At 69.2% G+C, this 11664-nt stretch carries 8 protein-coding genes; all 8 read right to left on the bottom strand.

The annotated features are described in order from the left end of the window. Window positions 1-110: 110 nt before the first annotated feature. Window positions 111-2369 carry a glycine--tRNA ligase subunit beta gene (glyS, locus tag Q0480_RS04065; RefSeq protein ID WP_299131020.1) on the bottom strand — a complete coding sequence of 753 codons (2259 nt, stop codon included), beginning with the start codon at window positions 2367-2369 and terminating at the stop codon, window positions 111-113. Further along, on the bottom strand, window positions 2369-3577 hold the full coding sequence (gltS, locus tag Q0480_RS04060) for a sodium/glutamate symporter (protein ID WP_299131018.1): 1209 nt from the start codon (window positions 3575-3577) through the stop codon (window positions 2369-2371). The genes glyS and gltS overlap by 1 nt, the downstream gene beginning before the upstream one ends. Before the next feature lie 3 nt (window positions 3578-3580). Further along, entirely contained in the window at window positions 3581-4021 is a 441-nt protein-coding gene (locus tag Q0480_RS04055) for a DUF6446 family protein (RefSeq protein ID WP_299131016.1), read from the bottom strand. After that, the gene (locus tag Q0480_RS04050) at window positions 4018-4947 is read right to left on the bottom strand and encodes a glycine--tRNA ligase subunit alpha (RefSeq protein WP_299131013.1); all 930 of its coding nucleotides are present in this window, start codon (window positions 4945-4947) and stop codon (window positions 4018-4020) included. Before Q0480_RS04050 ends, Q0480_RS04055 begins: the two co-directional genes overlap by 4 nt. Before the next feature lie 67 nt (window positions 4948-5014). Beyond that, a complete protein-coding gene (locus Q0480_RS04045; RefSeq protein WP_299131010.1) occupies window positions 5015-6463 on the bottom strand; it encodes a TrkH family potassium uptake protein in 1449 nt (482 codons plus the stop codon). A gap of 248 nt (window positions 6464-6711) precedes the next feature. Next, window positions 6712-7572 carry a hypothetical protein gene (locus Q0480_RS04040; RefSeq protein WP_299131007.1) on the bottom strand — a complete coding sequence of 287 codons (861 nt, stop codon included), beginning with the start codon at window positions 7570-7572 and terminating at the stop codon, window positions 6712-6714. A 477-nt stretch (window positions 7573-8049) separates the two neighbouring features. Next, window positions 8050-10326 (bottom strand): PAS domain S-box protein, encoded by a 2277-nt coding sequence (locus tag Q0480_RS04035; RefSeq protein WP_299131005.1) that lies wholly within the window; start codon window positions 10324-10326, stop codon window positions 8050-8052. 54 nt (window positions 10327-10380) lie between these two features. Further along, window positions 10381-11583 (bottom strand): lipid-A-disaccharide synthase, encoded by a 1203-nt coding sequence (lpxB, locus tag Q0480_RS04030; RefSeq protein WP_299131002.1) that lies wholly within the window; start codon window positions 11581-11583, stop codon window positions 10381-10383. Window positions 11584-11664 lie beyond the last annotated feature (81 nt).

Here is an 11664-nt window from a genome sequence, read left to right as displayed (position 1 = left end):
TTGACCGTTGAAAACGGTCATGCCCCCGGCAGGGCATGACCGTCACGATCTCGCCAACGGTCGAGATCGTGGAGAGACAGGCACGGGCGAAGCGATCAACGGATTTGGCCTCAGCCTTCGATCGCCGAGAACATCGCGACGCGATTCATCACCGATCGGACGCGGTGGAGCAGGCAGAGCCGGTTCCGTCGCACCATGGTGTTCGGCGCATTGACGATCGTTGTTTCAAAGAACGCGTCGATCGGCGCGCGGAGTTGCGCGAGCGCCGTCATGGCGGCGGCGAAATCCTCGGCCTCGAGCGCGGGGGCGAGGGTCGCCTCCGCCGCGTCCAGCGCGTCGAACAGCGCCCCCTCCTCCGGCGTCTCGGCGAGGCGCGGTTCGGGGGGGAGGGAATATTCGATGCCGTCCTTCTTTTCCTCGGCACTCAGGATATTCACCGCGCGCTTGTAGCCGGCGAGCAGGTTGGCGCCGTCGCGGGTAGCGAGGAAGTCGTGGAGGGCGCGGACACGGGAGACGACGAGCAGCAGGTCGTCATTGTCGGGCATGGGAAGGCAGGCGTCGATGACGTCGTGGCGGATGCCCTGATCGCGGAGATAGACCTTGAGGCGGTCGTGGAAGAAACCGATCAGATCCTGCGTCGCCGCTTCGATTTCCGGGCTGGTCCCGGCCTTGATCAGGGCGGCCATCTCCGCCTCGGCGGCGCGTTGGCGCTCTTCGGCTTCCTCGCGGCCCGACGGGTCGAGATCGGGACGCTGCGCTTCGCGCCGCGCGTTGACGCTCTTCCAGGCGGGAACCGTCATATGCACGGCCCAGATACATCTGTGAACATGGTCCAACAGGCCAAGCCGGACGCCGTTCTCCAGAAGGATGCGAATGACCCCGAGCGCGGCGCGGCGCAGGGCGAAGGGATCCTTCGAGCCGGTCGGCTTCTCGTCTATGCCCCAGAAACATGTCAGGAGGTCGATCTTGTCGGCGAGGGCGAGGGCGACCGAGACCGGCGCCGTCGGCACGGCGTCGGACGGCCCTTGCGGCGAATATTGATCGCCAATGGCGGTGGCGACTTCCGGATCCTCGCCGCAGATCCTGGCATAATAGGCGCCCATGATGCCCTGAAGCTCCGGAAACTCGACCACCATGGCGGAAACAAGGTCGGCCTTGGAGAGCCGCGCCGCCTGCTCGGCCTTGCGCGCGTCCGCGCCGATGTCGCTGGCGATCTTGAAGGCCAGCTCGGACATGCGGTGAGTCCGTTGGCCCACTGATCCGAGCCGGTTGTGAAAGGTCACAGCATCCAGTTTGCCGCCTAGCAGGCCCAGGGAGGTGCGCAGGTCGTTATCCCAGAAGAATTTCGCGTCCGACAGGCGGGCGGCGAGCACCTTGGCGTTGCCCTTGAGGATCGTCGCGCCGTCATCGGCGGTTTCGCGGTTGGCGACGGTGACGAAGCCCTCGATGCGGCCGGTCGCGGGGTCGCGGACCGAGAGGAATTTCTGATGTTCGCGCATCGAGGTGCGCAGCACTTCGGGCGGCAGGTCGAGGAAGCGGTCCTCGATGGCGCCCATCAGCACCACAGGCCATTCGACGAGCCCGGCGATCTCGGCGAGCAGGCCGTTGTCCTCGACCAGTTCGAGGCCGCGGGCGAAGGCGAGCTGGCCCGCGTCGTGCCAGACCTTCTCGGCGCGCTCGGCGGGATCGAGCAGGACGAAGGCGCGGCGGAGTTTCGCCTCGTAATCCTCGAAGCCGGTCACGGCGAAGCTGTCCGGCGCCATGAAGCGATGGCCGCGGGTGGTGGCGCCGGCGGCGATGCCGTCGATGGCGAAGGGCACGACCTCGGCCCCGGCCTCGGTGGTCAGCAGGCAGAGGATGGACTGCAGCGGCCGCACCCAGCGCAAGGTTCCCGAGCCCCAGCGCATGCTTTTCGGCCAGGGAAAGCCGCGGACCACCGTCTCGACCGTCTCGGCGACGATCTCGGCGGCGGGGCGGCCGGGGCGCGAGACGAGGGCGAAGAGGGCGCTGGCCTTCTTGTCAGGGCGGATCTCGATCTCGACGCCGGGGATATGGGCATGGCCGGCCGCGAGGAAATGCGCGGCCTGCTCCGGCGTGGCGCCGATCCCGCGCAGGAAGCCCTCGACCGCCTTCGGCGGCGCATCGACGCGCGGACCTTTTCGTTCCTCGCGCCGCGCCGGGGAATGGTCGGACAGGTCTTCGATGGCCAGCGTCAGGCGGCGCGGCGTCGCAAAGGCGGCGGCGTGGGCGTAGGTGAGGCCGCGCTCGACAAGGCCGTCGGTGATCAGGCGGCGCAGGTCGTCGGCGGCCCTCGCCTGCATCCGCGCCGGGATTTCCTCGGAGAAGAGTTCGAGCAGCAGGTCGGGCATCACGGCGTCCAGAGATTGAGGAAGCCCTGTGTCACCAGGGCGTTGGCGATATCGACGAACAGGGCCGAGACCAGCGGCAGCACGATGAAGGCGGTCTGGCAGGGGCCATAGCGCTTGGTGACGGCGGTCATGGTGGCAATGGCGGTCGGCGTGGCGCCGAGCACGAAGCTGGCATAGCCCGCCGTCATCACCGCGGCCTGATAATCGCGGCCGAGGAAGCGGAAGGCGACGAAATAGGCGACGGCGAGCGCCAGCACGGTCTGGACCGCGAGCACCGCGACGAGCGTTCCGGCCATGCCGGCCAGCGCCCAGAGTTGCAGCGCCATCAGCGAGACGGCGAGGAACACGCCGAGCGCGAATTCCGAGACCAGCGACAGCGCGGCGGTGTGGCTGACCGGCTTCACGAAGGGGATGAAGGGCATCACATTGCCGACCACCATGCCGACCAGCAGACATGGCACGAAGAGCGGCAGCGTCAGGCCGACCGACAGCACGGCGCGCTGTACCGCGTAGCCGAGGATCACGCAGATGAAGATGACGAGCAGCGTCCGCATCAGTCCGTTGCGGGTGATCGGCTCCGGCGCGGGGGCGGTGTCGCTGAGGCCGACGCTGTTCACCTCGGCCGGTTCGGAGGAGGTGAGGCCGCGGCTTTCGATCAGCATGCGCCCCAGCGGGCCGCCGATGACGCTCGCCACCACGAGGCCGAGGGTCGCCATGGCGATGCCGATCTCGGGCGCGATGGTGAGGCCGCGCTCGGTCAGTTCCGGCGACCAGGCGATGATCGTGCCGTGCCCGCCGAGCAGCGAGGTCGAGCCGAGCACCACGCCCATGCCCATCGGCAGGCCGGCGATCCAGGCGCCGAGGCCGCCGATCACGTTCTGCAGGAGCAGGAGCCCGCTGGTGATGACGATGAGGATGCCGAGCGGCTTGCCGCCGCGCATCAGGTCGGCGATCCGGGCATTGAGGCCGATGCCGGTGAAGAAGATGAGGAGCAGCAGGTCGCGGGTATGGGTGTCGAAACTGACCTCGACCACGCCCAGTTCGTGGAGCGCCCAGAAGCCGAGCGCGAACAAGAGGCCGCCGGTCACCGGATCGGGGATGTTGAAGCGGCGCAGCAGGCCGACGCGGTTGTTGATCGCCTCGCCCACCAGATAGGTGACGAGGCCGAAGGTGATGGACATGAAATCCGGGAGCAGAAGCTGGGGCATGGGTCAGTCCACGAATTTCGGGCCGAGCTGGCGCCAGAGATAGCCGCGCCCGTCGGGGTAGACGGCGATCATGATGTCAAAGCCCTCCGGCTGGTCCTGGCCGATGGCATAGGCCCGCGCGGCGCCGGACGCCAGATCCGCCTCGATCGCGCCGGCGTCGAAACAGCGGAACCAGAAGGGCGGGTTGAGCGGCGTCGGTTTCGCCGCCGGCGTGAGGCCGGCGACGGCGGCGGGATCGACGCGGAAGCAGCCGCGCAGCTTCAGCGGCGAGGAGGTGGCGTCGATCCCGTCGAAATCGGCGATCGGCACCACCTCGCCGTTGATCCGCAACGCCCCGACGCCGTGCTGACGCTCGTAGAAGGCGAAGAACTGGGTATAGATCAGCGCGGCGGCGAAGAGTCCGAGGAAGATCAGGAAACCGACGACCAGCCGCCGGCCATTCATGCCGCCCCGCTTTCGCGCGCCGCCTCGGTGGTGACGAAGGCGTCGGCGCAGGCCCTGGCGAGCGCGCGGACCCGGCCGATATAGGCCTGGCGCTCGGTGACCGAGATCACGCCGCGCGCGTCGAGCAGGTTGAAGAAATGGCTCGCCTTGATGCATTGGTCATAGGCGGGATGCGCCATGACGATGGTCCGCCCGGCCCCGTCCGGCTCGCCCGAAGCGGCGAGGACGCGGCGGCATTCCGCCTCGGCGTCCTCGAAATGCCGGAGCAGGGTCGCGGTGTCGGCGATGTCGAAGTTCCAGCGGGAATATTCCTGCTCGGTCTGGCGGAACACGTCGCCATAGCTGAGCGGGATCGGCGCGGACGGATCGTTGAACGGCATGTCCATCACGTGATCCACGCCGAGCACGTACATGGCGAGCCGTTCGAGCCCGTAGGTGAGTTCGCCCGAGACCGGGTGGCAGTCATGGCCGCCGACCTGCTGGAAATAGGTGAATTGCGAGACTTCCATGCCGTCGCACCAGACCTCCCAGCCGAGGCCCCAGGCGCCGAGGGTCGGGCTCTCCCAGTCGTCCTCGACGAAGCGGATGTCGTGCAGGGCGGAATCGATGCCGATCGCGGCGAGGCTGCCGAGATAGAGCTCCTGCAGGTCGGGGGGCGAGGGTTTGATCAGCACCTGATACTGGTAGTAATGCTGCAGCCGGTTCGGGTTCTCGCCATAGCGGCCGTCGGTCGGCCGGCGCGACGGCTGGACATAGGCCGCCGCCCAGGGCCGGGCGCCGAGGGCGCGCAGCGTGGTCGCGGGGTGGAAGGTGCCGGCGCCGACCTCCATGTCGTAGGGCTGCAGGATGGCGCAGCCCTTGCCCGCCCAATAGGCCTGCAGGCGCAGGATGATCTCCTGGAAGCTTCGCGGGGCCGCGCTGGTCATGGGGCATCATCCTTCTGGTCGCGCGCCGGTCTTTACTTGCCGGCCCCGCCCCGGTCAATCGGACCGCTCAGGCGCGCCAGAAGGCGGTGCTGAACAGGACATAGACGGCCAGAAGCTCCAGCCGGCCGACCAGCATCAGCAGGGTCAGCACCCAGATCGCCGGGTCGGGCAGGCTGCTGAAATTGCCGGTCGGGCCGATCACCGGTCCGAGGCCGGGACCGACGTTGGAGAGGCTGGTCGCCGCGCCCGAGATCGCGGTCACCGGGTCGAGCCCGAGCAGCACGAGGGCCACGGCGCCGAGACCGAGGGTGAGAAAGAAGGCCATGAAATAGGCCATCACCGAGCGCGTGACATCCTCGGTGATCACCTGGCCCTGGAACCGCGGCGTCGCGATGATGTTCGGCCGGTGCAGCCGCTTCAACTCGACGGCGACGTTGGCGAGGAGGAGCTGGTAGCGGAAGACCTTGGGCCCCCCCGAGGTCGAACCCGAGCAGCCGCAGATCATCATGGCGCAGAAGAACAGCGTCTCGGCCATGCTGCCCCAGAGGGTATAGTCGGTACTGGCATAGCCGGTGGTGGTGATGACCGAGGCCATGTTGAACAGGACCTCGCGCAACATCCGCTCGGAGACCGGCTCGGCCCGGAGCACGCGGGCGAGGACCAGGGCGAGGCAGAAGGCGGCGTAGATCGCGAGGAACGCCCGGATCTGGGAATCGCCCCAGAGCGCGCGCCGGTCGCCGCGGGCGAATTGCACGAAGCGCACGAAGGACATGGCGCCGAGCAGCATGAAGACCGTGCAGACATATTGCGCGGCCGGACTGAAGGCGGCGAAGGAGCTGTCGTAATTGCCCATGCCGCCGGTCGCCACGGTACCCATGGCATGCATCACCCCGTCGAAGCCCGACATGCCGCTCCAGACATAGCCGAGCGCGCAGACGAGGGTGAGAACGACATAGACGAGGCCGCAGGAGACGACGATCTCCCTGGCGCGGGGGAGCACTTTGCCGAGCGTGTTGAAGTCGCTGTTGCGCAGCATCTGCATGCCGCCGATATTGAGCACCGGCAAGAGGATCAGCGCCATCAGCACGATGCCGACGCCGCCGACCCAGGTGAGCAGCATCCGCCAGACGAGCACGCCGCGGGGCAGATGCTCGAGCCCGGGCATGACCGTGCCGCCGGTGGTGGTGAGCGCCGAGGTGGTCTCGAAAAGCGCGCGGCCGAGATCGAGTCCCGGCGCGCCGAGCATCAGGGGCAGCGTGCTGGCCATGATGAAGGCGACCCAGGCGCCGGTGGTGAGCAGGAAGCCCTGGCGCAGGCTGAGATCGGTGCGCCAGCCCTCGGCGCAGGCCATGGTGAGCGCGGCCCCGGTGGTCACGGTCAGCACCAGCGAGACGGCGAAGGCGCGGTAGTTGGCGTCGCCGTCCTGGAAATCCACCACGATCGGGCAGACCATCATTACGCCGAGAAGGCCGATCAGCCAGCCGACGACATATCCCACGGGCCGGATGTCGATCATGCCGCAGGGTTGGCGGGACGCTTCGGCCCTGTCAAGCGGACGAGGATCGCGCCCCGCGCGGGCGGCCGGCTCCCGCGGACGTGGCCCCTGGGTCCGGCGGCCGCTGCCGGAGCGGCTTGTCGGACGCGAGTCCTCGTGGGCGGAGCGGTCGCAAGAGCCTGAAAGCTCTGGACAAGGCCGATCGCAGGGTTCGCTTCCCGCGACTTCGCTTTGCGAATGCTGGTATTGGTGGAAGTCCGGATCGCTCTTCAGGAAGAGACCGGATCAGTGGGCTGCGCACCCCTCTTGCGCGCCCGTTCGGCGATCCGATGCGCGCGCTTCGCGCGCAGGATCGGGATCTGTCGCTCAATCTGGAATGCGCGGAACCGCTCGTCCCATGCCGGATGGTCGGCGATCGCCTCCAGAATCGAAACGAGGTCGATGCCATGGTTCTCGAAGGCGCGATCGGCGACCTGGGTTCCGATGAATGCGCTGAGCTGGCGAGCGGTCCGCTGTGCCTCCCTGGGCGGGCCGGGGGTGGTTTCGGCCAGATGGGTATCGAGACATTCCTGGAGGTAGGCGCGCAGGATGACGGGGGCTGCCCGCATTTGGTTCAGCGACCCGGGATCAGTGCGATGGAGCTGATCGCCAACGACATTGGCGAGTTTGCTGTAAAGGAGCAGCAGCGGATGAAGGACCATGAGCGGGCGCGATGCGCCAGCGCCGGGCTTGGCGGCATCGATCTCGAGCGCGGCGTCTTTCTTGAGAAGACGTGGCGCGATGCCGTTCAGACCGACGAGAAAATCGATGACGATCGGACGACCGCCCCGCTCGTAGGTGACGGTCGCGGCATTGACGGCCCCGGGATCATCCAGGGTCGCGGGGTTGACCCTTCCACCGATCCTCGCGGCGAACCGTTCGGCAACGGCCTGGAGACCGAGCAGATCGAGATCCATTGACACATACGGGCCGAAAGGCCGGAGGTCTTCGCTTGCGATGTCGTGAAAATACGCCGACCAGGTGATGAGGGCCTGTCCGCCCACCAGAACGACGTCTTCGCCCTCGATATTGCGAAGGATCTCGTCGATTTCCTCGTTGTCGAGGGGGCGGTTTTCCAGCCTATGACTCATGCCATCCGTATGCCGGGCGGCGATGCGGTGGGGATCAGGGCGCCTCGGCCGAGATGAGCGGCCGTCGTACAAGCTTCATTGATTTGGGCCGGACGAAGGCCCCGATGCCGCCGTTGGCCTGGGCGACCTCTCGCAGTGACCTATGGCCAGAGGCAATATCGTCCGCGTCGCGCTTGCGCGACTGGCGCTTGGCCTCCTGATGCTCCGCGAAGCCTACGGCTTGGACGGACATGATCACGCTCCCGTTTTGCCTCTTTGGTATAGACCCGGCCGGGTTCCGATTCAATGAATGATCCGGCCGCGATTTCGTGCCTCCCCGAGATTGGCCGGAGATGCCGACGAAAAAGTGGCTATCCCGACAGTCCGCCCGAAACATGAATGCCGGCGCACCTCGAAAGCCCAAGGTCGTGTCCCGCCGCGGGGAATGCGTCGCAGATGGCGGCGGCGCGGGCGGTGAAGGCGGGCGCGGCGGTGGCGTCAGAGGAGGGTTCGGAGGTCGTCTTCCTCCGATTCCTCGGGCGGCGGGTCGGGGTCGGGCAAGGGGAAGGTCAGGACGCAGCGCAGGCCGTGGGGGGCATGGTCGATGGTGACCTCGCCGTTGAAGTCGGCGCCGAGGACCCGGCCGACGAGGAAGCTGCCGAAGCCGGTGCGGGACGGCGGGCGCACCGGCGGGCCGCCCCGCTCGGTCCAGGACCATTCCATCAGCGGCGCGCCGTCCCCGGCCGCGCCATCCTTTTCCCGCGGCCGCTCCGCCCATGTGATTCGCACGGTGCCGCCGCGCGTCGACAGGGCGCCGTATTTCGCCGCGTTGGTGCCGAGTTCGTTGACCGCGAGCGCCATCGACAGCGCCATCTTGGGATTGAGCTCGACCGGTGATCCCTCGACCGTGATCCGGCCGGCGGGAAAGGCGGCGATCGTGTCGTCGATCACCTGCCGGAGCGAGGCGCTGGTCCAGCGCGCCGCGCTCAGGAGGTCGTGCGCCTTGGCGAGCGCGCGCAGGCGTTCGTTGAAGGTCGCGCGCGCCGCGTCGATATCGGTGTCGCGCAGCGTCTGCGAGGCGATCGCGGCGACCATGGCGAGGATGTTCTTGGTACGGTGTTCGAGCTCGTGCGCCAGCATGCGCTGGCGGGCCTGCGCCTCCTTGCGGTCGGTCACGTCCTGCATGACGCCGAACATCTTCACTGGCCGGCCGGACGCGTCGCACAGGAAATCGATCGTGCGCGACAGCCAGCGCACCTCGCCGGTGTCCGGTCGGCGCACCCGGTATTCGACATGCGGCGCGGCGCTGCCGTCCGCGCGGGTCGCGGCGTTCGAGCGGATGTTCCAGTCTTCGGGCAGCACCAGGCTTTCGAGCAGCGCCATCGGCGCGCTCTCGCGCGGGGCGAGGCCCCAGAGCTCCCACAGCCCCTCCGAACCGCGGACGGTGCCGGCGGCGATGTCGACCTCGAGCGAGGAAATGCCGGCGGCGACCTGCGACAGCCGCAGCCGCGCCTCGCTGACGCGCAGCGCGTCGGTGGCGGTCTTGAGGTCGTCGATGTCGGTATCGCTGCCGATCCAGCGCCGGATCGCGCCGGTGGCGCCGCGGATCGGCACGGCGCGCGCGATGTGCCAGCGATAGGCGCCGTCGCGGCGGCGGAGCCGGAGCTCGGCCTCGTAGGGGCCCCCGCTCTCGACGGCGCGCGCCCAGTCCCGGGCGGCGCCGGCGCGATCGTCGGGATGGACGATCCCGGCCCAGCCGGTGCCGGCGAGATCTTCGAAACAGGCGCCGGAATAGTTGTAGACCCGCGGATTGAACCAGTCGCGGCTACCATCCGGCGCCGCCGTCCAGACATGGTTCGGCATCGATTCGGCGAAGGCCCGGAACTGGGCCTCGCTCTGGCGCACGGCCTGCTCGGCGACGAGCCGATCGGTGACATCGGCGCCCTGGGCGAAGATGCCGATGACCTTTCCATCGGGATCGCGGATCGGCTGATAGACGAGATCGACGAACCGTTCCTCCGGTGGCCCGCCCGGCGTGCGCCGCAGCTCGGCCCGGAGCGCGGTGCCGACAAAGGCCTCGCCGGTCTCGAACACCTGATCGAGGAGCTCGAAATAGCCCTGGCCCGCGATGTCGGGCAAGGCGTCGCGCGCCGGCAGGCCGAGCACGTCGCGATGCCCCACCAGCTGCCGGTAGGCGGCGTTGGTCAGTTCGAACACGTGGGCGGGCCCGTGCAGGACCGCCATGAAGCCCGGCGCCTGCTCGAACATCTGGCGCTGGCGGTCGCGCTCGCTTTTCTGCCAGCGTTCGGCCGCGACCTTGGCCGTGGTCTCGACCACGACGGCGACGACGCCGGCCGGCGTTCCGGTCTCGTCGACGATCGGCGAATAGTCGAGATTCAGCCACACCGGCTCCGCCACGCCGTTGCGGTAGAGCGTGAAGAACTGGTCGCGGTAGGAGAGCCTGCCGCCGGCGAGGCAGACGTTCAGGACGTTCTCGTTGAATTCCGCCGCCTCGGGCCAGCCGTCGCGCACGTTGGAGCCGAGCGTTTCGGGGTGGCGCGCGCCGCAGACGACCGAATAGGCGTCATTGTAGATCATGACGCCGGAGGTCCCCCAGAGCGTCACCATCGGCACCTGGGAATGGAGCACCAGCGAGACGATGGCCTTGCGGCTCGGCGCCCATTGCGGGATCGGGCCGAGCGGCGTCCCGCTCCAGTCGAAGGCGGCGATCAGCCGACCGAGTTCGCCGCCGCCGGACAGGAATGAAAAGGGCATGGTGTTGCTTCCCGACCCGCGCGCGCGACTAGATGGGGCGCGGTGGGCCCGTCGTCAAGCAAGCTCCGCCCGACCGAGGGCGGCGAGGACGGAGCGCGCGGCCCGCAAGCCCGGCGCCGGGCCGCCGCGGCCGAGCAGATCCATGGCGCGGGCCTCGGCCGCGCGCTGGGCGGCCGCCGCGCCGGGGTCCGACAGCAGGCGCTCGACCGCCGGCGCGATGAGTTCGGCCCGGCAGTTTCCGGCCAGGAACTCGGGGACGACGCAGCTGTCGGTCACGATATTGACCAGCGTCACGGTGTCGGTCCGCGCCATGCGGCGGATGATGAAGGCGGTCAGCGGATTGACCGGATAGGCGATCACCATCGGCGTGCCGGCGGCGGCGAGTTCGAGGCTGACGGTGCCGGAGGCGGCGAGTGCGAGGTCGGCGGCGGCGAAGGCCGCGCGCTTTCGCGCCGCCGCCTCGGTGGGCGCGAGGCCGCGCGGATCGAGAAGGCGCGGCCAGCCGCCTTGGTCCGGGGGCAGGCCGGCGGCGACCAGATCCGCGACCGGCGCGGCGGCGGGCACGACGACGGCGAGATCGCCGCGGGCGGCGCGCAGCCGGCGGGTGACCTCGGCGAAGATCGGGGCGAGGCCCCGGACCTCGCCCCGGCGCGAGCCGGGAAGCAAGAGGAGCAGCGGTTGGCGCTCGGCGATGCCGAGGCCGGCGCGGAAGGCGGCGGCTTCGGCCGGGGTGGCGACCGGCGCGGTCACCACCGGATGGCCGACGAAATCGCAGGTCATGCCGGCCTCGCGCATGTAGGGCGGCTCGAACGGCAGGAGGGCGAGCACATGGTCGACGGCGCGGGCCATCCGCCTGGCGCGGCCCGGGCGCCATGCCCAGACCGAGGGCGCGACATAGTGGATGATCCTCAGATCGGGCAGCGCGGCGCGGGCCGCGCGGGCGACGCGAAGGCAGAAATCCGGGCTGTCGATGGTGACGAGCGCGTCGGGCCGCGCGGCGACGACCGCCGCCGCCGTCTCGCGGATCCGGCGGAGCAGGTTCGGCAGCCGCGGCAGGATCTCGGTCAGGCCCATGACCGACAGTTCCTCCATCGGGAAGCGGCTCTCCAGCCCCTCGGCGGCCATCGCCGGACCACCGACGCCTTCGAGGCGAAGTCCGGGGCCGACGAGTTCGCGCAGGCCGGCGATGAGCGCGGCGCCGAGCAGGTCGCCCGAGGGCTCGCCGGCGATCAGGAAGAGCCGCGGACCGCCGCTCACGCGTCCGCCTCGCGGCCCCAGAGAAAGAGGCCGGCCGCGTCGGCCGCGGCGACCGTCTCGGCCCGGCCGAGCAGCAGCGCG

This window comes from uncultured Amaricoccus sp. (assembly GCF_937891315.1).
Lineage (GTDB): Bacteria > Pseudomonadota > Alphaproteobacteria > Rhodobacterales > Rhodobacteraceae > Amaricoccus.
This window is presented reverse-complemented; position numbering and strand designations above follow the sequence as displayed.

Bases quoted from the DNA above. Each gene is read 5' to 3' on its own strand.
- glyS (WP_299131020.1), bottom strand. From the start codon at position 2,369: ATGCCCGACCTGCTGCTCGAACTCTTCTCCGAGGAAATCCCGGCGCGG.
- gltS (WP_299131018.1), bottom strand. From the start codon at position 3,577: ATGCCCCAGCTTCTGCTCCCGGATTTCATGTCCATCACCTTCGGCCTC.
- Q0480_RS04055 (WP_299131016.1), bottom strand. From the start codon at position 4,021: ATGAATGGCCGGCGGCTGGTCGTCGGTTTCCTGATCTTCCTCGGACTC.
- Q0480_RS04050 (WP_299131013.1), bottom strand. From the start codon at position 4,947: ATGACCAGCGCGGCCCCGCGAAGCTTCCAGGAGATCATCCTGCGCCTG.
- Q0480_RS04045 (WP_299131010.1), bottom strand. From the start codon at position 6,463: ATGATCGACATCCGGCCCGTGGGATATGTCGTCGGCTGGCTGATCGGC.
- Q0480_RS04040 (WP_299131007.1), bottom strand. From the start codon at position 7,572: ATGAGTCATAGGCTGGAAAACCGCCCCCTCGACAACGAGGAAATCGAC.
- Q0480_RS04035 (WP_299131005.1), bottom strand. From the start codon at position 10,326: ATGCCCTTTTCATTCCTGTCCGGCGGCGGCGAACTCGGTCGGCTGATC.